This window comes from Actinoplanes oblitus, from assembly GCF_030252345.1.
In the GTDB taxonomy this organism is placed as follows: Bacteria; Actinomycetota; Actinomycetes; order Mycobacteriales; family Micromonosporaceae; genus Actinoplanes; species Actinoplanes oblitus.
In genome coordinates this window covers 867253-892690 of the sequence record NZ_CP126980.1, presented here as the reverse complement: position 1 = coordinate 892690, position 25438 = coordinate 867253, and the positions used below count along the sequence as shown (strand labels likewise).

At 72.4% G+C, this 25438-nt stretch carries 23 protein-coding genes; 10 read left to right on the top strand and 13 right to left on the bottom strand.

All coding sequences use genetic code 11. The features are described 5' to 3' along the window. Positions 1–156: 156 nt before the first annotated feature. Complete coding sequence (locus tag Actob_RS04080) at positions 157–5091, top strand: SCO7613 C-terminal domain-containing membrane protein (protein WP_284918695.1); 4935 nt, start codon at positions 157–159, stop codon at positions 5089–5091. Between the two features lie 279 nt (positions 5092–5370). On the opposite strand, the gene purE is transcribed toward Actob_RS04080, so the two are convergent. Together purE and Actob_RS04070 are read right to left on the bottom strand one after the other, a co-directional pair. Beyond that, the gene (gene purE / locus Actob_RS04075; RefSeq protein WP_284918694.1) at positions 5371–5868 is read right to left on the bottom strand and encodes a 5-(carboxyamino)imidazole ribonucleotide mutase; all 498 of its coding nucleotides are present in this window, start codon (positions 5866–5868) and stop codon (positions 5371–5373) included. Beyond that, positions 5868–7010: a 5-(carboxyamino)imidazole ribonucleotide synthase gene (locus Actob_RS04070; protein ID WP_284918693.1), complete on the bottom strand. Its 1143-nt coding sequence runs from the start codon at positions 7008–7010 to the stop codon at positions 5868–5870. The genes purE and Actob_RS04070 overlap by 1 nt, the downstream gene beginning before the upstream one ends. Before the next feature lie 181 nt (positions 7011–7191). Between Actob_RS04070 and Actob_RS04065 the strand changes: the two genes are divergently transcribed. Beyond that, entirely contained in the window at positions 7192–7752 is a 561-nt protein-coding gene (locus tag Actob_RS04065) for a Uma2 family endonuclease (protein ID WP_284918692.1), read from the top strand. A gap of 6 nt (positions 7753–7758) precedes the next feature. Here the strand turns inward: Actob_RS04065 and Actob_RS04060 are convergent, their stop codons facing one another. From Actob_RS04060 to mca, 5 genes are all read right to left on the bottom strand, one after another. Beyond that, positions 7759–9750, bottom strand: a complete 1992-nt coding sequence (locus Actob_RS04060) for a thioredoxin domain-containing protein (RefSeq protein ID WP_284918691.1) — start codon at positions 9748–9750, stop codon at positions 7759–7761. A gap of 12 nt (positions 9751–9762) precedes the next feature. Beyond that, positions 9763–9888, bottom strand: a complete 126-nt coding sequence (locus tag Actob_RS04055; RefSeq protein WP_284918690.1) for a hypothetical protein — start codon at positions 9886–9888, stop codon at positions 9763–9765. A gap of 31 nt (positions 9889–9919) precedes the next feature. Next, a complete protein-coding gene (locus Actob_RS04050) occupies positions 9920–12430 on the bottom strand; it encodes a putative bifunctional diguanylate cyclase/phosphodiesterase (protein ID WP_284918689.1) in 2511 nt (836 codons plus the stop codon). A gap of 235 nt (positions 12431–12665) precedes the next feature. Beyond that, a complete protein-coding gene (locus Actob_RS04045) occupies positions 12666–13016 on the bottom strand; it encodes a hypothetical protein (RefSeq protein ID WP_284918688.1) in 351 nt (116 codons plus the stop codon). A gap of 16 nt (positions 13017–13032) precedes the next feature. Then, positions 13033–13914 carry a mycothiol conjugate amidase Mca gene (gene mca / locus Actob_RS04040; RefSeq protein WP_284918687.1) on the bottom strand — a complete coding sequence of 294 codons (882 nt, stop codon included), beginning with the start codon at positions 13912–13914 and terminating at the stop codon, positions 13033–13035. A 132-nt stretch (positions 13915–14046) separates the two neighbouring features. Between mca and Actob_RS04035 the strand changes: the two genes are divergently transcribed. After that, positions 14047–14469 (top strand): DUF4307 domain-containing protein, encoded by a 423-nt coding sequence (locus tag Actob_RS04035; protein ID WP_284918684.1) that lies wholly within the window; start codon positions 14047–14049, stop codon positions 14467–14469. Between the two features lie 137 nt (positions 14470–14606). Continuing rightward, a complete protein-coding gene (gene greA / locus Actob_RS04030; RefSeq protein ID WP_284918683.1) occupies positions 14607–15101 on the top strand; it encodes a transcription elongation factor GreA in 495 nt (164 codons plus the stop codon). 3 nt (positions 15102–15104) lie between these two features. Here greA and Actob_RS04025 read toward each other — a convergent pair whose 3' ends face one another. The 4 genes from Actob_RS04025 to Actob_RS04010 are packed head-to-tail and all read right to left on the bottom strand — an operon-like array spanning position 15105 to position 20229. Further along, positions 15105–16358, bottom strand: coding sequence for a M48 family metallopeptidase (locus Actob_RS04025; protein ID WP_284922227.1), 1254 nt, complete (start codon positions 16356–16358; stop codon positions 15105–15107). Positions 16359–16409: 51 nt separating this feature from the next. Further along, positions 16410–17645: a threonine ammonia-lyase gene (ilvA, locus tag Actob_RS04020; protein ID WP_284918682.1), complete on the bottom strand. Its 1236-nt coding sequence runs from the start codon at positions 17643–17645 to the stop codon at positions 16410–16412. Between the two features lie 32 nt (positions 17646–17677). Then, positions 17678–19036 (bottom strand): amidase, encoded by a 1359-nt coding sequence (locus tag Actob_RS04015; protein ID WP_284918681.1) that lies wholly within the window; start codon positions 19034–19036, stop codon positions 17678–17680. Positions 19037–19062: 26 nt separating this feature from the next. After that, a complete protein-coding gene (locus tag Actob_RS04010) occupies positions 19063–20229 on the bottom strand; it encodes a cystathionine gamma-synthase (RefSeq protein ID WP_284918680.1) in 1167 nt (388 codons plus the stop codon). A 24-nt stretch (positions 20230–20253) separates the two neighbouring features. On the opposite strand from Actob_RS04010, the gene Actob_RS04005 reads away from it, so the two are divergent. From Actob_RS04005 to Actob_RS03995, 3 genes are all read left to right on the top strand, one after another. Beyond that, positions 20254–20700 carry an HIT family protein gene (locus tag Actob_RS04005; protein ID WP_284918678.1) on the top strand — a complete coding sequence of 149 codons (447 nt, stop codon included), beginning with the start codon at positions 20254–20256 and terminating at the stop codon, positions 20698–20700. A gap of 2 nt (positions 20701–20702) precedes the next feature. Further along, positions 20703–21362, top strand: a complete 660-nt coding sequence (gene msrA / locus Actob_RS04000; protein ID WP_284918676.1) for a peptide-methionine (S)-S-oxide reductase MsrA — start codon at positions 20703–20705, stop codon at positions 21360–21362. A gap of 161 nt (positions 21363–21523) precedes the next feature. After that, positions 21524–22117, top strand: coding sequence for a hypothetical protein (locus tag Actob_RS03995; RefSeq protein ID WP_284918675.1), 594 nt, complete (start codon positions 21524–21526; stop codon positions 22115–22117). Between the two features lie 142 nt (positions 22118–22259). On the opposite strand, the gene Actob_RS03990 is transcribed toward Actob_RS03995, so the two are convergent. Beyond that, a complete protein-coding gene (locus Actob_RS03990; RefSeq protein WP_284918674.1) occupies positions 22260–22601 on the bottom strand; it encodes a winged helix-turn-helix transcriptional regulator in 342 nt (113 codons plus the stop codon). A gap of 212 nt (positions 22602–22813) precedes the next feature. Here Actob_RS03990 and Actob_RS03985 point away from each other — a divergent pair, with 212 nt between their 5' ends. Then, positions 22814–23125, top strand: coding sequence for an EthD family reductase (locus tag Actob_RS03985; RefSeq protein WP_284918673.1), 312 nt, complete (start codon positions 22814–22816; stop codon positions 23123–23125). A 159-nt stretch (positions 23126–23284) separates the two neighbouring features. Further along, the gene (locus Actob_RS03980) at positions 23285–23632 is read left to right on the top strand and encodes a hypothetical protein (protein WP_284918671.1); all 348 of its coding nucleotides are present in this window, start codon (positions 23285–23287) and stop codon (positions 23630–23632) included. 49 nt (positions 23633–23681) lie between these two features. Here Actob_RS03980 and Actob_RS03975 read toward each other — a convergent pair whose 3' ends face one another. Next, complete coding sequence (locus tag Actob_RS03975) at positions 23682–23852, bottom strand: hypothetical protein (protein ID WP_284918670.1); 171 nt, start codon at positions 23850–23852, stop codon at positions 23682–23684. Between the two features lie 152 nt (positions 23853–24004). Here Actob_RS03975 and Actob_RS03970 point away from each other — a divergent pair, with 152 nt between their 5' ends. Beyond that, positions 24005–25435, top strand: coding sequence for a CYTH and CHAD domain-containing protein (locus Actob_RS03970; protein ID WP_284918669.1), 1431 nt, complete (start codon positions 24005–24007; stop codon positions 25433–25435). Positions 25436–25438 lie beyond the last annotated feature (3 nt).

Sequence of the window (25438 nt, the reverse complement as noted above, 5' to 3'; positions counted from 1 at the left end):
CGTAGCGCACGGCGGGCAACGGAACCGGGTCTGTGCGGAATATCGCTGCCGGGTTCGGGGTCGTTTCAACAGATCTCGACCCGCTTGAGACTGTTCTAATGGTGTCGCAACCGGGCATGCTCTAACTACGGAGCGAAGTGCTGGCGAGGGGGTCCCGTGGCGAAGGCTGACGAGCCTGACTATCAGGACGAACTGGCTCGGATCGACGCCTCGATAGCGGCGCTCAAGGTGCAGGACATGGATGCCGCCGCCACCCGCACCAAGATCGCCAGCAAGATCCAGGCTGCCCAGTTCCAGCGCGACATCCTGGCGCACGCGCAGAAGCAGAAGGCCGGCACCAAGGCGCGCCGCCCGCAGCCGGACACCGGGGACTACCCGCCCCCGCCACCGCCCGGCACCCGGGCCACCGGCCCGCAGGAGGCGCCACCCCCGCCGGCCGGCGCCCGGCGCCTCGGCGTGCCCGGCCGGTCCGGCGTGCCCGGTGCCGAGCGGCGCCCGCCCCGGGAGCCGCTGGCGCCGATGGAGCACCCGCCCGAGGCGTCCACCAAGTCGGTGCAGAACCTCCTGCTCGGCCTGGGCGCGCTGCTGATCGGCGTGGCCGCCGTGGTGTTCGCCGGGGTGGCCTTCTCCAACCCGGTCGCCCGGGCGACGATCCTGGCCCTGTTCACCGCGATCGCGCTGACCGTCGCACCCGGCGTGGCCCGCCGCACGCTCACCTCGACCGCCGAGACGATCGCCGCGATCGGCCTGATCCTGCTGCCGATGACGCTGTACACGCTGCACGGCAGCGCGCTGGCCGGCGGCCCGGACGTGGCCACCCCGCTCTACCTGGGCATCACCTTCGCGGTCACCGCGATCGCCAGTTTCGTGTACGCCGGCGCCACCCGCCTGGCCATCCCGCGGTACGCCACGGTGATCGCCACCCAGCCGGTCGCGCCCCTGCTGGCGTACCCGATGATCGAGAGCCCGGCCGGCTGGGGCATGGCGCTGACCGTGGTGGCCGTCCTCGACCTGCTGCTGCTCACCCGGGTGCTGCGCCGGGGCCGGCTGGTGCCGCGCTGGCCGCTGGGCCGGCCGACCACCGCCGACCGGGTCGCCGCCGCCGAAGCCGAGGCCGAGGCCCGCGCCGAGAGCACCGCCCGGCCGGAGTCGCTGCCGGAGGAGCCGGACCTCATCATCCCCGGCCTGCAGCCGAAACGCCGCCGCTGGATCCCGACCCGGATCTTCCCCGGTCCGCGACCGGAGGGCGCCGAGCCCGCCGGCTCCGTCCCGCTCGCCCCGCCCGCCGTCCCGCCGTCGGCGAACTGGCTGCGCGAGCTGACCTTCGCCCTGCTCTGCGCCGCCTCGGCGGGCGCCCTGCTCTACTCCTCGGTCGCGCTGCTGCAGGCCCAGGCGGTTCCGGACGCGCTGCGCTCCGGCCTGATCCTGATCGCCGCGGCGAGCACCGTGGTGGCCGCCGCCCAGCTGCTCGACCAGCCGCTGGCCCGCAACATCGCCGGCGGCGTGCTCACCCTCGCGGTGATCGGCGCCGCGGCCCGGGTCGCCGACGTGATCGACCCGCGCTGGACGCTGGTGATCGCGGCCGCCACGGTGGCGCTCACCGGCGCTGTCGTCGGCCTGCTGCCGGCGAACGTCCGCACCGGCCCGCAGTACGCGTCCACCGCCGCCCTGGGCCTGATCGGCTTCCTGGTGGCGATCGACACGATCCGCGCCGCGATCGCCCCGGTCGCCGCGGCCCGTCCGATCTGGCACGCCGACATCGCCGGCTACGCCCGGACGATGGCCGAGGCGGTCGGCCCGGCCGGCTGGCTGCTGGCGTTCAGCGCGCTGCTGGTGACGATCGCCGCGGCGCTCGCACTGCCGGCCGGCATCCGGCACGAGGGCGCCGTGCTCGGCATCGCGATGACCGCCCTGGCCCTGCCGGTCTCCCTCGGCCTGAACTGGTCCGAGGCGCCCTGGCCGCTGGTGCTGGCGGCGATCGGGCTGGGCGGGGCCGGCCTCTGGTCGAGCACCCATCGGATGGCGATCACCCACGTCGTGGCGGCCGGCGTGGTCGGCCTGTTCGGGGCCGGCGCCGCGCTCTCCGCCACCTGGCTGACCGCCGCGGTGCTGACCGCACTGGCCGGTGCCGGCGTGATGGTCACCATCGCGGCCCGGCAGATCCCGGTCCGGCTGTTCGCCTGGGTGGTCGGCGACTGGGCGGCCGGCGCTGCCGCGCTGGCCATCCCGGGCGCCGCGGTGACCGCCGCGCTGGCCATCTCGGACACCGGGCAGGGCCCGCCGCCCACCGCCGCGGCCACCGTCCCGGCGCTGGCCGCCGGCTTCCTCGCGGTGGCCGGCACGCTCAGCTACGCCGCGGTGTTCCAGGTGGCCCGCCGGGAGATCAGCTTCCCGCTGACCGCCGGCACCGGCGTGGGCGCGCTGGCGATGGCCGCTGCCGCGCTGTTCGCGCCCGGCCGCACGATCCCCGACGTGTGCGTCGGCGCGCTGCTGCTCGGCGCCGCGCTGCTGCTCTTCCTCGCCAAGACCATCGACAACCGCGGCCGTACCGATCGGGACCTGGACGGCCCGGACCTGGCCGCCGCGGCCGCCACCGTGGCGATCTGCGGCGCGCTGGCGCGGGTCGCCGCGCTCGCCTTCCCGACCGCTCCGCTGGCCGTGGCCGGCGTGGTGGTGCTGCTGGTCGGCATGGGCGTGACGGTGCTGATGGACGACTGGAAACGCGGCCCGGCCCGCGGCCTGGGGATCGCCGCGCTGGTGGTCGCCGGACTGGCCGGCTGGCAGGCGGTCGGCGGCAGCCTGCGGATCCTGTCCGCGCCCGGCCCGCTGTGGCAGTCCGACGTCGACCACTTCGTCGCCGCTCCGCCGGCGGGTGCCTGGCAGGCCCCGTTCGCCCTGGTCATGGTCGCCATCACGGCCGCCATCGGGCTGCCCAAGCCGTGGTCGCACTACGCCTCCGGGGTCTGTGCCGCGCTGGCCGCGATGGGTGCGCCCTGGGCACTCGGGCTGCCCTGGTGGTCCCCGCTGCTGATCGGCGCCGCCGTGGCCACCGCGTACGCGATGGCCGCCCTGGCCACCAACGACCCGCACGCGGCCCGGGCCCGCGCCACAGTGGCCGGCGTGGTCCTGCTGCACGCCGCCACGGTCGGTCTGGCCCGCCCCTGGTCGACCGGGATGGCCCTGCTCACCGTGGTGCTGCTCGGCTCCCTGGTCGCGGTGACCGCCCGGTTCCCCCAGGTCCGCGACGCGGAGCGCGGCCTGCTGCCCCCGCACCGGGCGCAGGTCGGCGGTGCCGCCACCGCTGCCGTGCTGCTCGCCATGCCCGGGATGCTCGCCGCGTTCGCCGCCGAGCAGGGCTCGGACGCCCAGGTGGTGCTGACCGCCGCCCTGGCCGGCTCCAGCATGGGCCTGGCGTTGCTTGCCATGTTCGGCAAGCACGTCCCGCAGTACCTGCCCTGGGCCACCATCGGGCTGGTGCTCGGCTCGACGGTGACCGCGCTGGTGTCGGTCGGGACGTCGTACCCGACAGCGCTCTACGCCGCGGCCGCCGCCCTGCTCGGGGTGCTCGCCGAGATGCTGCGCGGCGCCGTCCCGCTGCCGACCCGGCCCGCCGTGGTCGACGAGTTCCCGGCCGGCGACATCCGCTACCACCGGGCCCGCCGGGTCCGGGGCAGCGGCCTCTACCAGCGCTGGCTGCAGGACCCGGCCACCGGCGCGGTGATGCTCGCCCTGCTGCCCACCGTGCTGGCGCTCTTCTCGCTGGCCCCGGCCCTGCGCGCGGCGCTGGTCGACCCGATGAAACAGCTCAGCGCGGTCTGGCAGGGCCCGGTCCCGGCCCTGATCACCCCGGACGCCGGCAACGTCGACGCCACCAGCGCCCTCGCCGCGGTGCTGCTCACCGGGGCGGCCGCGCTGGCCGCCCTCGGATTCGGCGGACGTCCCGCCGAGACCGTCCCGGTGATCCTGCCCGGGGTGGCGATCACCCTGCTGATCACCCCGCTCGCGCTGCACGCCGGGTTCCCGGCGGCGACCGGCGCGGCGCTGGTGGTCTTCACCATCTCGATGCTCGGCCTGGCGCTCACCCTGCCGCCCGGCGCCACCCGGGCGCCGCTGCTGCGCGGTACCCGGACCGTGGTGTTCGTGATCGGCCTGCTGGCCGGTGGCGCCGGCCTGGCCGGCAGCCTGGCGCGGCAGGATCTCACGCTGTTCACCCTGGGCAGTGCGGTCGGCGTCGGCCTGGTCGCCGCGGTCGCCGGGCGCACCTCGGCCGCGCGCCTGCTGGGCTGGCTGTTCGCCGCGCTGATGGGCCAGATGTTCGTGCTGGCCGGGGCGATCGCGGCGGGCCTGGACCGGCACTGGGCGGCGTTCGGCGTGCTCGCCGTGGGCGCCGGCCTGCTCGCCCTGGAGTCGCTGCTCCCCCGGCTCGGCCTGGCGCAGTACCGCGCCGAGGCGGTCACCGTCGAGTGGAGCGGTTACGCCTCGGCGGCCATCGCCGGCGCGCTGGCCTTCGACTCACCGGCCCACCTGGCCGCGCTGCTGGCCGCCTGGGGCGCGGTGCTCGGCCTGACCGCGTCCCGCCCGGACCGCACGCCGAGCCAGCGCCGCCTGATGTTCTGGCTCGCCGTCGGCTTCGAGATCGTCGGCTGGTGGCTGTTCATCGCGCTGGCCGAGGTGGCGCTGCCGGAGGCCTACACGCTGCCGTTCGCGGCGCTGGCCCTCGCGGTCGGCATCGTCGAGGCGCACCACCGCCCCGAGCTGAGCAGTTGGGCGGCTTACGGCCCGGCCCTGCTGGCCGCTTTCGTCCCCACCATCGGCATCGTGCTGGCCGGCGGCCACCAGGACGCCCGAGCCCTGATGCTCCTGCTCGGCGGCGTGACCACCCTGATCATCGGTTCCCGCACCCGCCAGCAGGCCCCGGTGCTGATCGGCACCCTCGCCACCGTGGTCGCCGCCCTGAAGTTCGTCTTCAGCCTGGGCGGCCCGTGGGTCACCCTGGTCCCGGTCGGCGTGATCCTGATCTTCCTGGGCGCCACCAGCGAAAGCCGCCGCCGCACCCAGGAACTCCGCACCCGCGTCTCCCAGATGCGCTGACCACGGCAGAATCAGATTCGGATACTCCTTTACGCGCGTCCGCCGAGGTGCGGACCGCATGCTCCCGCGCGGGCCGGGCGCGGCGATCTGGCCGCTGCGCGTCCAGAGCGATCGCCGCACCCTTCACGGCCCGTGGGTGGTCACCGAAACCCCGGTGCCCACCGTCGCGATGTCCACACACGCGTCCCGGCACGCGGAACCCAGCAGGCTCCACCCCGCGCCCACGCCGGGCCCCGAGCGTGCTCCGTCACCTCAGGCCGGCGACACGACCCACCACCGCTAACCGAGCAGCTTGTCGCGGAGAGCGGCGTCCTTCTCCGCGACCAGTTTCTCCAAACCGGCCTGGAAGTCGACCATCTTCTGCCGCAGCGCCGGGTCGGAAGCCCCGAGGATCCGGACCGCGAGCAGCCCCGCGTTGCGCGCCCCGCCGATCGACACGGTGGCCACCGGGACACCGGCCGGCATCTGCACGATCGAGAGCAGCGAGTCCATCCCGTCCAGGTGCTTCAGCGGCACCGGGACGCCGATCACCGGCAGTGGGGTGAGCGCCGCGACCATGCCCGGCAGGTGCGCCGCGCCACCGGCCCCCGCGATGATCGCCTTGATGCCGCGCCCGGCCGCCGACTCCGCGTAGTCCACCATCTTGCGTACGGTCCGGTGCGCGGAGACCACGCCGACCTCGAACGGCACCTCGAACTCGGCCAGCGCCAGGGCGGCCGCCTCCATGGTCGGCCAGTCCGAGTCGCTGCCCATGATGATGCCGACGGAGGGTGCCATCACTTGCCTTCCTGAAGCCACCGAGCGGCTCGCGCGGCCCGCGCGCGTACCGATGTCAGATCGTCGCCGAGCACCGTGACGTGCCCGATCTTGCGGCCCGGCCGGACCTGTTTGCCGTAGAGGTGCACCCGGGCGTCGGGGACCTCGGCGAACAGGTGGTGCAGCCGCTCGTCGATGGAGATCCCGCCAGGCTCGCCACCCAGCACGTTCGCCATCACCACGACGGGGGCGGTCAGCGCGGTGGCGCCCATCGGATAGTCCAGGACGGCCCGCAGGTGCTGCTCGAACTGCGAGGTCCGGGCCCCCTCGATGGTCCAGTGCCCGGAGTTGTGCGGGCGCATCGCCAGCTCGTTCACCACGATGCCGGCGTCGGTCTCGAACAGCTCGACGGCGAGCAGGCCGACCACGCCCAGCTCGGTGGCCAGGTCGATGGCGAGCTGCTGGGCGTCGAGCGCGCGCTCCTCGGAAAGGTCCGGAGCCGGCGCGATCACCTCCACGCAGATCCCGTCCCGCTGCACCGTCTCCACCACCGGGTACGCCGCGACCTGCCCGAACGGCGACCGCGCCACGAGCGCCGCCAGCTCGCGCCGCAACGGCACCCGCTCCTCGACGATCAGCGGGATGCCCGTCGACACCAGGTCCTCGGCCGCCTCCCGGGAGCCGACCATCCAGACGCCACGGCCGTCGTACCCGCCTCGGGTGGCTTTGGCCACCACCGGCCAGGACCCACCGGCGAACGCCTCGATCTCGGCGGCCGTGCTGACCCGCGCCCAGCGCGGCACCGGCGCGCCGAGCGCACCCAGCCGCTCCCGCATCATGCCCTTGTCCTGAGCGAAGACCAGCGCTTTCGACCCGGGGAAGATCTTCACGCCCTCGGCCTCGAGCGCCTCGATGTGCTCGGTCGGCACATGCTCGTGGTCGAAGGTGACAGCGTCGCACCCCTTGGCGAACTCACGCAGCGCCGCGAGATCGGTGTGCGTGCCGATCGGCACGTCCGCCGCGACCAGGGCAGCGGAGTCATCGGGCTTCTCACTGAGCACGCGCAGTGACTGACCCAGGGAAATAGCGGCCTGGTGGGTCATCCGGGCCAGCTGCCCGCCCCCCACCATGCCGACCACAGGCAGACCGGTTCGGGTATCCATCGCCCGCCCAGCCTAGCGACGCCCTCCCGACCTCCGGAAATCAACCCGGTGCCGTCCCATTTCCGATCAGCCACCCCGAGATCAAAACCTGCTTCCGGTACGCCCGCAGCCCTTCCCGCCAGACACCGGACGACCCCGCGTGATGGAGGAAAGCGGCAGGCGCAGCCACTAGCACGGCGGTATGAGCGCAGAGGCATTCGCCAAGTCCGTGCCGCCTGTCGTCACGCTCAACAACCTCACCGCCATGATCGAGGCCGACGAATACGGCCATCGGTTCGAGCTCAGCGCCGAGGGCGTGGTCACCATCACGCTGCCGCCCGATGCGGAGCACGCCGGAATCGCCAGCGACCTGTTCGCATGGCTCCTCGCCGCCGGTTGGCCGCCGCGGCAGATCCTGCAAGCCGTGGGCATCCGCATTTCACTGCCGGAGGGCGACGGTGGTCGCATACCGGATGTGACTCTCTGGACAGAGCCTCCGCAGGGAGTCTGGCCGAAGACAACCCGCCTGGTGCTAGCCATCGAGATCGTCTCGCCCAGTTCCCGGACCACCGATCGGGAGCACAAGGTCAAGGAATATGCTCGCGCCGGCATCCCCCACTACTGGGTGGTCGACCGCGATCCGGCGAACACGGTGACCCTTTATCGCAGCAACGGCAGCGACGACTGCGAGACGGCGACCAAGCTGCCCCTCGCCTGGCTCTTGCAGTCCGCCCCGGGCGATCACCTGCCGCCGGCGAGCTGACGCCGGTCAGCGCTGGAAGCGGGCGATCAGCTCCTGGGGAGAGGTGACCGGGCGGTCGCAGACGAAACCGCGGCACACGTAGGCGGTGGGTTTGCCGTCGATCATCGGGCGGTCGGCCAGCAGCGGCACGCCCGGCAGGTCCGGGGCGCCGGCGACGATGACGGTGCCGGCCGGGGCCTCTCGATAGGCCTCGGTGACCAGCGGGTCGGCCAGGTCGTCGGTGGCGACTGCGATCTCGTAGGGACCGGCCAGCGCCGCCTCCGCCACCATCGCCGAGTAACCGGCGAACCGCGGATGCCCGCCGATCAGCGGACCCACCGTGGCCAGGGCCGCGTCCGCCGCCTCCCGGTACGCCGTCTCGCCGGTCAGCGCCGCGTAACCGACCAGCGCCGCGCACGCCGACGCCAGCCCGGACGGCGTGGCGTTGTCGGTCGGGTCGGCCGGGCGGGTGAGCAGCTGCTCGGCGTCGTCGGCGGTGTCGTAGAAGCCACCCGACGGCGTACCGAAATGGGCCAGAACGACGTCCAGCAAGCCGCCCGCCGACCGCAACCAGCGCGGATCCGCGGTGATCTGGTGCACCGCCAGGAACGCCTCGGCGACGCACCCGTAGTCGTCGAGCACCCCGGCGGGCTCGCCGGTCCGGCCGTCCCGGGAGACACGCCGCAGCCGCCCGTCCACCAGGTGCCGATCGGCCAGCGCCTCGGCGAGCGCGACAGCCGCCGAACGGGACTCCGGCGACCCGGTCAGCACCCCGTGCTCGGCCAGCGCGGTGATCGCCAGCCCGTTCCAGGAGGCGACGACCTTGTCGTCGCGAGCCGGCTGTGGCCGCCGCGCGCGGGCCGCGAGCAGCCGGGCGCGGACGTCCCGCCAGCGAGCGGTGATCTCCGGGTCGGCGGCGTCGATGTCGCGGGCCAGGACCAGCACGCTCGTGCCGTGCTCGAACGTGCCGTCCGGGGTGACCCGGAAGAGGTCGGCCGCCCAGGCGCCGTCGTCCTCGCCGAGCGCCTCGGTGAGCTGGGCCGGGGTCCACGCGTATGTCAGACCCTCCACCCCGTCGGTGTCCGCGTCCAGCGACGAGGCCAGCCCACCGGCCGGCGTGCCCAGGTCACGGAGCAGGAACGCGGCGGTCTCGTCGGCCACCCGCCGGGCCAGCACGTCCCCGGTCAGCCGCCAGAGCTGGGTGTAGACCCGCAGCAGCAACGCGTTGTCGTAGAGCATCTTCTCGAAGTGCGGCACGGTCCAGTGCGCGTCCACCGCGTAGCGCGCGAAACCGCCGGCCAGCTGGTCGTAGATGCCGCCGCGGGCCATCTGCTCGCCGGCGTGCCGGGCCAGTTCCAGCGCCTCGGCCGAGCCGGTGCGCTCGTGGTGGCGCAGCAGGAACAGCAGGTTCATGTGCGGCGGGAACTTGGGCGCGCCGCCGAACCCGCCGTAGGTCTGGTCGTGCTCCTTGGCCAGCCCCTCGGCCGCGGCGGCCAGCAGCTCGGCCGAGATCGGCGCGGTCGGCCCGCCGACCAGCTGGGCGCCGCCGACCGCCTCGACCACCGCCGCGCCCTGCTTGAGCACGTCGTCCCGCTGGTCCCGCCAGGCCGTGGTGACCGAGTCGAGCAGGCGGTTGAAGTGTGGTTTCGGGAAGTAGGTGCCGCAGAAGAACGGGTCCCCACCGGGGGTGGCGAACACCGTCATCGGCCAGCCACCCTGCCCGGTCATCGCCTGGGTGGCGGTCATGTAGACGGCGTCCACGTCGGGCCGCTCCTCGCGGTCCACCTTGATCGCCACGAAGTTCTCGTTGAGCCGCGCGGCGACCGCCTCGTCCTCGAAGGACTCGTGCGCCATGACGTGACACCAGTGGCAGGCCGCGTAACCGACCGAGATCAGCACCGGCACGTCCCGCCGGCGGGCCTCCGCGAACGCCTCCTCGCACCACGGCCACCAGTCGACCGGGTTGTCCCGGTGCTGCAGCAGGTAGGGCGAGGTGGCGTCGGCGAGACGGTTGGCCATGTCCCCAGCCTCTCACGCCGGCCGGAACGTGACGATCAACGAGCGGGCAACTCGGGCGCGGCGATCAACAAGGCGCCGCTGGACGAAGCGCGGGCCGGCGAAGCGGCGCTCCACCAGGCGCGGCTCGACCAGGCGCATGTCAGCGCACGGTCACCTGGAGGAGCGGTGCTCAGGAGGCGTCGTCGGCGCGCAGCGGGGTCACCTTGGCCGACGAGGAGTCCCGCAGCTGGGACAGCGCCTGCACGATCTTGTCAGCGGGCATCGGCTTGCAGAAGTGGTAACCCTGTGCGGACGGGCAGCCGAGCGCGATCAGCGCCGCACGCTGCTCGACGGTCTCGATCCCCTCGGCCACCACCCGGACGCCGAGCCGCGCGCCCAGCTCGACAGCGCCGCGCACCACAGCGCCGGCCGCCGCCGAGTCGATCATCTCGTCCACGAACGTACGGTCGATCTTGATCTCGTCGACGGGCATCCGGGTGACCGAGGCGAGCGAGGAGAACCCAGTGCCGAAGTCGTCCAGCGAGACCTGCACCCCACCGGCCCGCAGCCGCGCGAGGACCTCGTCGACGATCTCCTGCTCGCTGATCGCCACCGACTCGGTGATCTCCAGGACCAGCCGGGAGGCCGGGGTCCGGTGCCGCCGCAGCGCCTCGGTGACCTGGGCCGGGAAGGTCGGGTCGGTCAGGCTGCGAGCCGACACGTTGACCGAGACCGGCACGTCGATGCCGTGCGCCGTCCAGTCGGCGGCGGCGGCCAGGGCCAGGTCGAGCACCCGCCGGGTGAACGGGATGAGCAGCTCGCTGCGCTCCACCGCGGGCAGGAACTCGGCCGGGGAGAGCTGGCCGCGCCGCGGGTGCCGCCAGCGGACCAGCGCCTCGCAGCCGGTCGGCTCAGCGGTGATCAGATCGACGGCGGGCTGCAGGTGCAGCACGATCTGGTCGTCGGCGGCGAACGCGTCCTGCAGCTCGGCGAGCAGCGCCAGCCGGTCGGTGCTGCTGGCGTCCTGGCCGCTGTCGTACGTGCCGACGGTCAGCCCCTGCTCCCGGGCCCGGCCGGCGGCCAGCGCGGCGCGGCGCAGCAGCTCACCCACCTCGACCTGGCCGGCCGGGGCGACCACAGCGCCGACGGTCACCTCGACGGCGAGCCGCACCCCGGCCACCCGCATCGGCAGCCGCAGCTGCTCGACCAGCTCCCGGGCCCGGCGCAGGGCCTGGGAGAGCGAGTGCGGCGCCCCGGAGGCGCCGGCCAGCGTGGTCAGCCGGGGCACCAGCAGGGCGAACTCGTCGTCGCCGGTCCGCGCGACCAGCTCGCCGGGCCGGGCCTGCTCGGTGAGCCGCTCGGCGATCAGCCGCAACACCTCGTCGCCGCCGCGGTGCCCGAGCGTGCTGTTCACCTCGCGGAAGTCCACCACGTCGAGCAGCAGCAGGGCGGCCGGCCGGCCGCGCTCGCCGGCGCGCAGCACCGCGTCCCCGTCGCTGACCAGCGCGGCCCGGTTGATCAGCCCGGTCAGCGGGTCGTGCACCCGGTCGTGCGCGACCCGGGCGTCCAGCTCGGCGATCCGCTGGTGGGCGGCCGCGTCGCGGAGCGCCCCGGCCAGCGCCTCCCCGTACGCGGTGAGCGCCGCCTCGTCGTGCGGCACCGGCAGGGTCGGCTCGCCGAGCCACAGGGTGAGCTCGCCGACCGGCCGGCCGGCCACCGCCATGCTGCGGGTGACCGCCGGCCCGGAGTGCGTGACGTCCGGGCTCTGCCCGGGCCCGTCCTCGGTGTATTTCCGGCTGCCCCGCTCGGAGCGCAACTCCAGTTGCACGCGGCGGGCACCGAAGACGTCCAGCGCGCCGCGCAGTCCGGCCCGGGCCACCTCGGCCTCGCTCACACCGGGCAGGCGCGCGGTGGCGGCGGCGAACGCCTCCCACATCCGGCGCTCCTCGGCGGCCCGCAGGTGGAAGCGGTAGGTGCGGTGCAGCAGCCACAGCGCCGGGCCGAAGGCGAGCAGCCAGAGCGGCTCGCGGACCAGCGCGACGACCGCGCCGAGGCCGACGATCACGTTGCCGGCCGACATCGGCGCCTTGGCGTAGAGCACCTTGGCGGCGAGCTGGGCCGGCGGGACGTCGCGCTCCAGGGTGAGGGTGAGCACCACCAGGCCGAAAGTGATCAGTAAGTAGGTGGCCGCACCGGCGACCAGGGCCAGCGCCAGCCGGCCGCTGCGCACCCCGGCGCCGTCGGCCAGCAGCGACGTGACCAGGGCGGCCGCCGAGACACCGAGCGTCATCGAGGCGACCAGGTGGACGATCTCGGCCGGGTTGCGCACCCCGGTCAGCCAGGCCAGCAGCAGCCAGGCGGCGCCGATACCGGCCAGGGTGGCGGCCGGCAGCCAGCCGGCCGGGCAGATCACCAGGCCGACCACCACCGCCGCCTCGGCCCAGCTCACCGAGATCGCGTCCGGCCCGAGCCGGAAGCGCAGGCCGGCCAGCTGAGCGATGGCGGCCAGCACGGTGGCCACGCAGACGCCGTCCACGGCGGAGAGCGGGCTGCCGGGCGGCAGGTGCGGGGGTTGCAGCGCGCCGAGGAGCACCGCGGCGACGGCGGCGACCACGACGGTGACGGTCAGCACGCGCACCGGCCGGGAACGGCCGGTCAGGGCGGTCCACGCACGACGGTGCGGTGCGGATGGACCGCTCATGATCGCGCCTGCCGGCATGGCACGAGACGATGCACGTGCAGATGCCCTGGAGCGACTCGGCGCCGGAATGCACTCATCTCGGCGCCCCCTTCCGCGCAGGGTCCCGGAAGCCGTATGGCCCCCGGCGGAAGGCTAAATCAATACCGATGAACGCAACAGGGCTTGACGGCGAACGACCGGCGCCACTCGTCGCCCACCGCGGGCCGGACGGCCGGTGCGATGGGCGACGCGACGATCAGCGCGAGTCGCGGCCGGTGTCCGATGCGGACTCGGTTTTGTCGTCGGCGACCGCCGCCACCTCGGACTCCGCGCCACCGCCGGTCTTGGTCGATCGATCCGCTTCGACATCACCGGTGCCGTCGCCGCCGGACCGCTCGAGATCCGCATTGAGCCGCGCGATTTCCGCCACACGTCCACGCTCGGCTTCGGCGTCAAAACTGTCGGGAAGCCGACGGATGCGCTTGTTCATGTTGCGGATCAACGCGACCGTCGCAATACACATCAGGACGATCAGGAACAGGCCCATGGGGCCGGCGAGGCCGCCGCCCCGGGTGTCCCCGAAGTTGTTGACCGCGAGAATGTCCACGACCCAAGCGTACTGCTCAGGCCGCCTCGACCTTCTCCCGGATGCCCGCGAACAGGTCGGACTCCGGAATCGGGCTGTCCACCAGTGAGCGGGCCAGCTCGAAGTCCTCGGTCGGCCACACCTTCTGCTGCATCTCCAGCGGGATGTGGAACCAGAACCCGTCCGGATCCACCTGGGTGGCGTGCGCGCGCAGCGCGTCGTCGCGGACCGCGAAGTACTCCCCGCACTCGACCCGGGTGGTGATCTTGTCGCCCCGGTCCTGCCGGTCCGACCATTTCTCCAGCCACTCCGCGTACGGCGACTCCAGCCCGGCCGCGAGCATGCCCTCGTGCAGCGCGAGCATCCGCGCCCGGGTCCAGCCGGAGTTGTAGTACAGCTTCAGTGGCTGCCACGGCTCACCCAGCTCCGGGTAGAGCTCCGGGTCACCGGCCTGGTCGAACGCGACCACCGACACCTTGTGGCACATGATGTGGTCGGGGTGCGGGTAACCGCCGTTCTCGTCATAGGTGGTCATGACGTGCGGGCGGAACTCGCGGATCAGCTTGATCAGCGGTTTCGCCGCCTCCTGCGGGTCCTGCAGGCCGAAGCAGCCCTCCGGCAGCGGCGGCAGCGGGTCGCCCTCGGGCAGCCCGGAGTCGACGAAGCCGAGCCAGGCCTGGTCCACCCCGAGGATCTCGCGGGCCCGGTCCATCTCCTTGCGGCGGATGTTGGTGATGTCCGCCAGCACCTCGGGGCGGTCCATCTTCGGGTTCAGCACGCTGCCGCGCTCGCCGCCGGTACAGGTGGCCACGAGCACCTGGGCACCCTCCGCGACGTATTTCGCCATCGTGGCGGCACCCTTGCTGGACTCGTCGTCGGGGTGCGCGTGCACAGTCATGAGACGCAGTTGCTCAGCCACAGTTGTTAAGACCCTCTCGACCTGGCCTGCCAGCCAGCAGCCTGCCGGCCGACAGCGCGAGCTCGGCTGCGATGATGAAACACTGCCATTCTTGCCGATTACCCGACGACAAACGCACGAGAGGGCCGCCAGGTGAGCGAGACGCGCGCCACAACTCCGGTTTTCCCGCCCGGGCGATACGGCCGGCGCCGGGACGGCCGCCGGCGCCGCCCGCTGCCGCTGATCGTGGCCGCCGCCGTCTTCGGGATCGCCGCCCTCGGGGTGACCTGGGCCTATTACCAGAAATTCGGGCAGACCGATTACCGCCCGGAGATCATCGGCTGGAACGAGCCCGCCGACACCCAGATGGTGATCAAATTCCGGGTCCGGGTGCCGGCCGGCGAGACCGCCTCCTGCGTGCTGCGGGCCCGCGATTACCAGGGTTACGAGTTGGGAACCCGGACCGTCACCGTGCCCGCCCCGGACGGCGGCGGCGAGGTAGTGGTCTCCGAGACGGTGCCGACGACCGCGCGCGGTTCGGTGGGCGACGTGATGAGCTGCCGCCCGGCCGGCTGACCTCGGGCGGGAGATCGACCGGTCCGGCGTGCGGCGTACCGCTGGTAAGGTTGGTGATTCGCTGCGTTCCGACGCACTCACGTTGTGCACTGCCCGTTTCAGCTTTTCGCACTTCACGTCCAGCAAGGAGATCGACCGTGTCCAGTTCCGAGGCGCCGAAGACCTGGCTCTCCCAGGACGCATACGACCGGCTGCAGGCCGAGCTCGACGAGTTGATCGCAGGCCGGCCGGCGATAGCGGCGGAGATCAACGCCCGGCGCGAGGAGGGCGACCTCCGGGAGAACGGCGGCTACCACGCGGCCCGCGAGGAGCAGAGCCGCCAGGAGGGCCGGATCCTGTACTTGAAGGAGTTCCTGCGCAACGCCGAGGTCGGCGAGGTCCAGGCCGCCGACAGCGTGGTGCCCGGCTCGGTCGTGACGATCTACTTCGACGACGACCAGGCCGACACCGAGACGTTCCTGCTCGGCTCGCGGGAGATCTCGTCGACCACCGACCTCACCGTGTACAGCCCGGAGTCGGCGCTCGGCAAGGCGATCCTCGGCGCCCGCCCGGGCCAGACCGTGACCTACACCGCGCCCAGCGGCGCCGACATCAAGGTCACCGTCGTCAAGTTCGGCGCCTTCGAGGGCTGACCCTCACCAGACCGCTGCGGCGAGCTCGCGGCGCACTCGCTCGTAGTGCGCCGCGAGCTCGTCGTCCATCCGGGCCCGTTCCGGCTCCGTCAGGACGACAGCGGCCGGCTGGGCGGCCCGCGCGGCGATCAGTCCGGCCCGCAGTCCAGCGGGCGGATGAGAAGCGAAAAGCGATGCTTCGGTACGCCTACTGAGCTGCCGGAACGCCGAAACGTCCACGGACAGCCCGGTGCGCGCCTCGTCCGCGGCGGTCCGCCACGCCGCCGCGCCGTTGCCGGCCCGAGCCTCCCGCCGCACCACGGTGTCGATCGCGTCGTCGAACAGGAACTGGTCGGACAGCCGGATCGCCGCGTCGCTGCCGCCGGCCCGCGCCGCCATCTCGTCGGCCCGGTACTCGGCGCGCTGGGAGTCACGCATGCTGATCCACACCAGCACCAGGTGCAGCACCAGGAAGAGGCGGGCCGCCGTCCGGGCCAGAAGGTCGACAACCATCTCGACGAAGCCGCTGCGGCGCCCCCGAGGCGCCAACAGGTACGCCACCTGTCCGAGAGTGGTCACCGCGGCCTGGGTCACCATGCCACGGCGGACGTCCCCGTTCACGAAGTGGCCCAGCTCGTGCCCCAGCAGCGCAACCCGTTCCTGCGGGTCCAGCACCGCCCAGAGCGGGGCGCCCAGGCAGAGCACACGACGGCGGCGCAGCCCGACCGTGGTGGTGAACGCGTTCCGGTCGGCGGAGAGCAGCACCACGTCCGGCATCGGCGCGCCGACCGCCGCGGCCACCCGCTCGATCACCGCGAACAGGGCCGGCGCGGTGGACCGGTCCAGCTCCTGCCGGCCCGCGGTGAGTCGGGACAGCCGGCCCAGGCGGGGGCGGAGCGCCACAGCGATCAGCACCAGCAACGCCCCGATCAGGTTGATCGGGGCGAAGAAGTCGTAGGTGGCCAGCCAGACGCCGGTCACCAGCAGCGCGGCGACCGCGGCGAGCAGCACCACCGACAGGGCGATGGTGGCGATCCGGGCGGCGGACGCCGGACGGCCGGCCCGGGGCGCGCCCTTCAGCTCGGCGAACTGTCGCTCGGTCAGCCGGTACGCCGCACCGAACAGCCGCCGGTCCAGCCAGCGCCAGCCGAGCTCCGGCGCCCGGTCCGCCTCGAACCGGTCCAGGTTCCATTCACAGGCGGGACACCAGGGCTCAGCGGACCGCTTGCTGATCGTCGCCGCCGTGCACTTCGGGCAGCTCGTCACCACCGAGACCATCGACACGAAGCAGGATCATCCATGGTCGGCGGGCGCCTCGGCAACCTCCGGTCAGGGGGTCGCGTCGGCCAGCAGGGCGACCCGGTAACCGGCGTCGCGCAGGGCGCTGATCAGCGCCGCCGAGTGGGCCGGGCCGCGGGTCTCCACCGAGAGCGCCACCTCCACCTCGCCGAAGCCCAGCCGGGGGCTCTGCCGGGAGTGCACCACGTCGACGATGTTGGCCCGCTGCTCGGCGATCTCGCGCAGCATCCGGGCCAGCTGGCCGGGCCGGTCGGTGCAGCGCACCGCCAGGCGCAGGTAGCGGCCGGCCGAGGCGAGACCGTGCTCGATGACCTTCAGCAGCAGCATCGGGTCGATGTTGCCGCCGGACAGCACGGCCACCACCGGGCCGCCGTCGCGCGGTGGCACGTAGGCGCCGGTGAGCAGGGCCGCCACCGCGGCGGCGCCGGCCGGCTCGACCACCATCTTGTGCCGCTCGAGAAGCACCAGCAGCGCCGCCGACAGGTCCTCGTCGGTGACCGTGACGACGTCGTCGACCAGCTTGGCGACGTGCGCGAAGGTGAGGTCGCCGGGCCGCAGCACGGCGATGCCGTCCGCGATGGTGGCGCAGGCGTCCAGCTTGTGCGGGGCACCGGCGGCCAGCGAGGGCGGGAACGCGGCGGCCCCGCTCGCCTGCACCCCGACGATCCGCAGGTCGGGCCGGAGCGCCTTGGCCGCGACGGCGAGGCCGGAGATCAGTCCACCGCCACCGACAGCGGTGACGATGGTGCTCGCCTCCGGGCACTGCTCCAGGATCTCCAGCGCGACGGTGCCCTGCCCGGCGATCACGTCCGGGTGGTCGAACGGGTGGATCAGCACCGCCCCGGTCCGCCGGGCGAAGTCGCCGGCCGCGGCGAGCGCGTCGTCGACGCTGGTCCCGGCGTACTCGACGGCAGCGCCGTACCCCTTGGTCGCGGTGACCTTGGGCAGCGGCGCGCCCTCCGGCATGAAGACGGTCGCCTTGATGCCCAGCAGGCCGGCCGCCAGCGCCACGCCCTGCGCGTGATTACCGGCGCTGGCCGCGACCACCCCGCGCGCCCGCTCGGCCTCGGAGAGCCGGGCGATCCGGGTGTAGGCGCCGCGCACCTTGTAGGACCCGGCGCGCTGCTGGTGCTCGCACTTGAGCCAGACCGGCACCCCGGTGATCTCGGAGAGCGGGCGGGACGTCACCAGCGGCGTGGTCTTGACGACCTCGCCGAGCAGCTTCCGGGCCGCCTCGACGTCGGACAGGGAGAGCAGGTCGGTCATGGGGACCCATCGTGCCACCCGTCCGGGATTCATCACACGAGGGCGTGACGCTGCCAGGGGTTCCGCACCTCGAACTGGCCGGCCACCGAGAGCAGCAGCAGCTCCGAGTCCGGCGGGCCGACCAGTTGCACGGCGAGCGGCAGCCCGTCCGGCCGGAACCCGACCGGCACCACGATGGCCGGCAGCCCGGCGAAGTTCCACGGTGCCGCGTAGGGCGCGTACTCGGCGTTCGCGCGCATGTTGCGGTACCACGGGATCGACGAGTACTGCAGCGCCGGCGGCGGGGCGGTGGCCAGCGCCGGGGTGAGCAGCAGGTCCACGTTGCGGTCGGCGAAGAAGCCGATCGACCGCTCCCGCCACGCGGCCCGCTGCGACTCGCGGACCAGCCCGGCCCGGGTCGCGGCCCGGCCGAGCCGGATGTGCCGCCGGGTGCGCGGCTGCAGGGTGCGCAGATCAAGACCCTCGGAGTTCTTGTACGCCCCGGCGAACCAGGTGGCCAGCACGCCGAGTTGCACCGCGGTGGGATAGCGCGGATCCGCCACCACCGTGTCGTGCCCGGCGTCGACCAGCAGCTTCGACGCCTTGGTGACCGCCGAGACGTTCGCCTCGTCCGGCTTGACCCCGGAGATCGGCGAGCGCAGCGACACCCCGACCCGCAGCCGCGCCGGCTCGACCAGCTTGGCCGGCGCCATCCCGGCCAGCACGCTGAAGCCGAGCGCGGCGTCCGCCACCGTGGTGGTCAGCACGCCGTTCTCCACCAGGCCGAACCAGTCCTTGTCGCCGAAGTCGACGGGCACCACGCCGCGGCCCGGCTTGAGGCCGACCAGGCCGCAGCAGGCCGCCGGGATCCGGATCGAGCCGAGCCCGTCGTTGCCCTGCGCCATCGGGACCAGCCCGGCGGCCACCGCGGCGGCCGAGCCACCGGACGAGCCACCGGGCGTGCGGTCCAGGTCCCACGGATTGCGGGTCGGCCCGTTCTCGTCGTCGGTGACCGCCCACAGACCCATCTCCGGCATCTTCGTGACGCCGACCACCACCGCGCCCGCCCCGCGCAGCCGGCGGACCACCTCGTGGTCCTCCTCGGCCACCTCCGCGGTACGGGCCGCGGCCGAACCGTGCCAGGTCGGCAGGCCGGCCACCGCGGTGTTCTCCTTGACCGCCACCGGCACCCCGGCCAGCGGGAGATTGGCCAGGTCCTCCTGCTCGTCGACCTTTTCCGCCTCGGTGATCGCCTCACCGCCGCGGACCACCCGGAACGCGCCGAGCGCCGGGTCGGAGATGCCGATCTGCTCCAGGTGGTCGGCCACGACCTGGGTGGCGTTGGTATCCCCGCGCCGGACCGCCCTAGCGATCTGTTTCGCGGTGGCGCCCACCCAGGTCGTCGTGTCCATCGCCGAATCTCCCGCGGTTCCGATGCCTAGCCGAGCGCCTGCTCCAGGTCGGCGAGCAGATCGTCAACGGTTTCGATGCCGACAGACAGTCGCACGAGATCGGCGGGAACTTCAAGCGCTGAGCCCGCAGCCGACAGATGTGTCATCTGGCCCGGGTGCTCGATCAGCGACTCGACCCCGCCCAGCGACTCGGCGAGCACGAAGAGCTTCGTCCGGTTGCAGATCTCGATCGCCTGCTCGGCGCCGCCGGCCGCCCGGAACGACACCATGCCGCCGAACCGGCGCATCTGCTTGGCCGCTGTCTCGTGCCCCGGGTGCGAGTCCAGCCCCGGGTAGAGCACCCGGGACACCTTCTCGTGCTCGCTCAGGAAGGCGACGATCCGCTCGGCGTTGTCACAGTGCCGGTCCATGCGTACGCCAAGGGTCTTGATGCCGCGCACGGTCAGCCACGCGTCGAACGGACCGTTCACCGCGCCCATCGCGTTCTGGTGGAACGCCAGCTCGTCGCCGAGGCCGGTGTCCGCCACCACCAGGGCGCCGCCGACCACGTCGGAGTGTCCGCCCAGGTACTTGGTGGTGGAGTGGACCACCACGTCGGCACCCAGCGCGAGCGGCTGCTGCAGGTACGGCGAGGCGAACGTGTTGTCCACCGTGAGCAGCGCGTCGTACTCGTGGGCCAGCCCGGCCAGCGCCGGGATGTCGGCGATGTTGAGCAGCGGGTTGGTCGGCGTCTCGGCCCAGATCATCCGGGTGTGGCCGGGGCGGAACGCGGCGCGCACCGCGTCCAGGTCGTCCAGCGGGGCGGCGGTCCAGGCCAGACCCCACCGCTCGGCGACCTTGGCGAACAGGCGGTACGTGCCGCCGTAGGCGTCGTTCGGGATGACGACGTGGTCACCGGGCCGGCAGACCGTACGCAAAAGGGTGTCCTCGGCCGCGAGACCGCTGGCGAAGGCCAGCCCACGCCGGCCGCCCTCGATCGCCGCGAGGCACTCCTGCAGCGAGTCCCGGGTCGGGTTGCCGGAGCGGCTGTACTCGTAGCCGAGCCGGGGGGAACCGACCGCGTCCTGTGCGTACGTGCTGGTCTGATAGATCGGCGGAACCACCGCGCCGGTGCGGGGGTCCGGGTCCTGGCCCGCGTGGATGGCGAGGGTGTCGAAGCCTGCTCCACCGGCCAGATTGTGATCGGTTGTCATGTAGCGCAAGGCTAGTCTCACTCCGTGGCCGACTGCGTGTTCTGTCGAATCGTGGCGGGCGAGGTGCCCGCGTTCAAGGTCGCCGACGAGGCTGCCGGGCTCGCTTTCCTCGACACCAGGCCGGTCTTCAAGGGGCATGTCCTGGTCGTTCCACGGCCGCACGTCGTCCAGCTCGTCGACCTCCCGGCCGAGCTCCTTCCGGGATACTTCGCCTTCGTTCAGCGGGTGGCGGCCGCGGTCCCCGGCGCCACCGGCAGCACCGGCACCTTCGTCGCGATGAACAACCTCGTCTCCCAGTCGGTGCCCCACCTGCACACCCACGTCGTCCCCCGCACCAAGGGCGACGGCCTGCGCGGATTCTTCTGGCCCCGGCACAAGTACGCCGGCGACGAGGAGGCGGCGGAGTTCGCCGAGAACATCGGTAAGGAATACCGCCGCCTCGGCGTTACAGACAGCGGACGAAGGGAGTGACCGTGTTCCTGCGGCACAAGAAGCTTGACCTGCCCACCGCCGAGACCGCGCTGCCGGGCCGGCTGATCTCGATGCCGGTCTCCGACAAGCACGAGGTCCTGGGCACCCCGCTGGAGGGCCCGTGGCCGACCGGCTACGAGGTCGCCGTCTTCGGGATGGGCTGTTTCTGGGGCGCCGAGCGGATCTTCTGGCAGCTGCCGGGCGTCCACTCCACCTCGGCCGGGTACGCCGGCGGGTTCACCGCCAACCCGACCTACGAGGAGGTGTGCTCGGGCACCACCGGCCACACCGAGGTCGTGCAGGTGGTCTACGACCCCAGCAAGATCAGCTACGAGCGGCTGCTGAAGGCGTTCTGGGAGAACCACGACCCGACGCAGGGCATGCGCCAGGGCAACGACGTGGGTACCCAGTACCGCTCGGCGATCTACACCACCACGGAGGCGCAGGCCGAGACCGCGCGGGCGTCCCTGGCGGCGTTCCAGCCGGTGGTCAGCAAGGCCGGCCTGGGCGAGATCACCACCGAGATCCGCCCGCTCGGCGAGTACTACTACGCCGAGGACTACCACCAGCAGTACCTCGCCCCCACGAAGAACCCGAACGGTTATTGCAATCACGGCCCCAACGGCCTGACTTGTCCTACTGGCGTGGCAAAGACCATTTAATCTGTTTAGTCCCACCGCCGTAGGGCCGCTGCCTTTCCCGGCAGCGGCCCTCGCGTGGGAACCGGTTGGCCGAGTTACGGCACTTCGGCGGCAGTTTCGCGTACGACCGCCGGTTGTCAACGGTGTTGTCGGGCCCGGCATTGCGGGGAGATCCTGCAGCTATGACCATCCAAGATTCCGAGGTACGCGCCGACTTCGACCGTCGAGTCGGCTCGCTGCGGGGCCGCCGCGTGCTTTCCGTCGGATATTGGGACCTGAACGGCATGGGGCCGGACGCCGAGTGGGACTTCGGCGATTGGCACCACGCGGTGATGGGCGTGCAGTTGACGACCGGTGCGGGTCCGGTGACGGTGACCTGGACTGCGACGTTCTATCCGTACGGCGTCGAGGTATTCCTGCAACCGATTGACCGCCACGTCGACCAGAATGGGACGCAACGGGTCGGGCCGAGTACCGACTCGCGCTGGACAGCGGTGCTGGGACAGCCGGTGCGCGATGCGCGGGTGTCATGGGAACGGTTCACTATCGGACCTGCCATGCGGTCGAACGGTCAAGTGGTCGGCCGATCGCATGACGTAGACGTTCCCACCGCTCTGCGGTTGGACTTCGACGGCGGCCCGGTGTGGTTCGTCGCCGGTATTCCGCAGTTCCCCAACCCGGAAAGCGTGTTCATTCCGGGGGACGAGATCGTGGTCGTGTTCACGGCCTCGAAGATGCGCCAGATGGGCTATACGGACTCGAAATTCATCGAGTGAGCCTGGCCTGGAGCCTTGTGCCGGAATGCCGGCTCCGCGCGAGCGGGAAACGGCGAAGTCCGCGGGCCGCGGACGCGACACCGGCGGCCGGCACGGCTGGTGCCACATGTGCCGCGTCCACCCCGCTTCGATGGCAGAACCGCTAGCGGGCCTCTTCGGAGTCGGCGGCGGAGAGGGTCTCGGCCCACTCCGCGGACCAGCGGATGAGTGGGCGCAGCGCGCGGCGGGCGCTGTGGCCCAGCTCGGTGAGGGCGTAGCTGGCGTCCGGATGCTGCTCGACGAGGGCGGCGTCGAGCAGCTCGGTCAGTCGTTGCCGCAGCACGCTGGAGGACATGTTGTCGCAGCGCTCCCGCAGCGCGCGGAACCCGACCGGCCCGTGTCGCAGTTCCCAGACGATGCGCAGGTTCCACCTGCGGCCGAACAGGTCGAGGGCGGCCATCAGTGGCCGGCCGGTGCTCGACCCGCGGACCGCCCGTCCCGGCATGGGTCCCGCCATCCGTCGCCCCGTCCCCTCTTGCCGCTTCGATATCCGACACATTATCGTGCCTCTCATCGATTCGATTTCCGAAGCACTCAGGGGGCTTTGGGAGGCGATCACCACGGGGTTCGGCGACCGGCCGGGCGTCGGAGGTGGCGGTGCCGAGACGGCGACGGCCCGGGATGTCGTGGCCGCCTCGCCGCCGAACGGAGGTTGTCATGCACAAGCTGCTGGTGCTGTATCCCGAGCCCGCCGATCCCGACCACTTCCGCGACTACTACGTGACCCGCCATCTCCCGCTGGTCACGCGCATGCCGGGCCTGCTCGCGTGGCGCTACAGCTTCGACGTGGCAGCGACCCAGGGACAGCCGCCGTACTTCGCGGTCTTCGAGGCCGAGTTCGCCGACGCCGCGGCGATGACCGCGGCGAGGGCGTCTCCGCAGGGCCGGCAGGTGACTGCCGATGTCGCCAACTACGCCACCGGTGGTGTCGTCGTCATCCACTACCCGGTGCAGGACGGCGCCCGCTGAGCCCGGGCTGACCGACCGGCCGGGTCACTCCGGCGCGGCGCTGTGAAATCCGGCGCGGCGCTGTTTGACCGGAAATGTTCACGCCGTCGAGGTACAAAAATCGACAGGTCCCGACCTCTCACCGCACACTCGAAAGTGAGACACGTGGGAGGTGGACCAATGTCAGCGAGCCTGTTTCACCACGACGAACGGTTCCGTAATCCGGACGAGCGGGACGCCTGGGCGCAGGCCGAGGCCCTGCTGGAGCAGGCTCGGGCGATGATGCGCGAGGCCGAGAACGCGCTGAACATGTGGAAGACCGGCAAGGAGATGAACCGGCTGCGCTGCGAGCGCCGGGGCATCGGCACTACGGACGCGGAGATCCGCTGGTCGGCGTCGACGGCCGCGAAGAACGCGATCACCAACAACAATTTCTACGTGTCACTGGCGTCGATGTATTACGGCGCGGCGGCAGCCAACTACTCGCGCGCCCTCTACCTGCACACGAGCCGCTCGGCGCGCGCCTGAGAGGGCGCGTACGGGCGTACCGGAAATGTCCGGGAAAACCGGAAGCGGATCAGCGGTCCGGGTGCGGGGTGTCGTGCTCGGCGACCGGCGCGGTGTCCGGACGCGGCGGCGCGGCCTGCGCCGGGCTCACCGGCGCCGCGAGCGCCAGACCCAGCACCGCGCCGGCTCCGATCAACCGCAGGCCGGCGAGCGAGACCTGGCGACGATCCGACTTCTCCATACCGCGACTCCTCGGTGGTTTCCGGGATGTGACAACACCGCCGCCCCGGTCGGATCGCGGCGGCGATCGGGAACCGGGGCAGAATTTCACGATGCCAGGGCAACCTGAGACATCGCTGTGTCGAAACGGCCGTGGCGGGCACCATTGATCGGGTGGAGACCGCGACCGAGACCGAACGCAAGTACGACGTCCCCGAGTCCTTCCAGCTTCCGGACCTGACCGGTGCCGCCGGCATCGCCCGGGTCGACGGTGCCGAGACCCACGATCTCGACGCCACGTACTTCGACACCGAGGACCTCCGGTTGATGAAAAATCGCCGGACTCTTCGGCGCCGCTCCGGTGGCCACGACGCGGGCTGGCACCTGAAGACCCCCGCCGACGGGGACGGCCGCAAGGAGCACCGGATGTCCGGTGCGAGCGAGCAGGTGCCCGACGAGTTGCTCGCGCTGGTCCGCACCTACGTCCGGCACCGGCCGCTGGCGCCGGTGGCCCGGCTGCGGACCCACCGCGTCGAGACGCCGCTGCGCGACGAGTCCGGCCGCACCCTCGCGCTGATCGCCCAGGACCAGGTGCGTGCCGAGTCCGGCGACGACCACAGCGCCTGGCAGGAGATCGAGGTCGAACTCGTCGACGGCGACGAGAAGGTGCTCGCCGAGGTGGAGAAGGTACTGCTCAAGGCGGGTGCCAGTCCCGCCGCGGGCCCGTCCAAGGTGGCCCGCGCGCTGGCCGGCCGGCTCACGCCACCGGAGTCCGGCAAAAACAAGATCAACCCCGTTTCCCGGTACGCCCGGGAGCAGCGCGACGCGATCATCGAGCACGACCCGGCGGCCCGGCGGGGCGAGGAGGACGCCGTACACAAGATGCGCGTGGCGACCCGCCGGCTGCGCAGCACCCTGAAAAGCTTCCGCCGCTGGTTCCCGGAGCAGGACACCGCCGAGCTCGGCGACGAGCTGCGCTGGCTGGCCGGGGTGCTCGGCGCGGTCCGCGACCCGCAGGTGCTGGAGGGCAAGCTGCTGGCCGGCGTCGCCGAGTCCGGGCCGGAGTTCCGGGCCACCGCGCACCGGATCCGGGCCGCCCTGGAGCACCGGGTCGCCAAGGGCCGCGAGGAACTGGTCGCCGCCCTCGACAGCGACCGCTACCTGAACCTGCTGGACCGGATCGACGCGCTGGTCGACGCCCCACTGCCGGCCGCCGGCAACCCGGCGAAACGGGTCCGTGCGGTGCTCGCCAAGGCGGACGATCGGCTGGACACCGCACTTGCCGACGGCGTCGACGAGGAGCTGCACGCCGCCCGCAAGAAGTACAAACAGGCCCGGTACGCGGTCGAACTGATCGCCCCGGAGGCCGGCAAACCCGCCAAGAAGCTGGTCAAGGCGCTCACCGGCCTGCAGGACGGCCTGGGCGCCCACCAGGACTCCACGATCGCCCGGGAAACCCTGCGTGAAATCGGGCCGGACAGTTTCCACTTCGGCGTCCTCTACGGTCGACAGGAGGCCGTGGGTAAGGAGACGCTCAACGCCGTCCCCGTGCTGAAGCGGGCGTCACGGCGTAAAAAGGTTCGTCGCTGGCTGATGAAGGCGTGACAG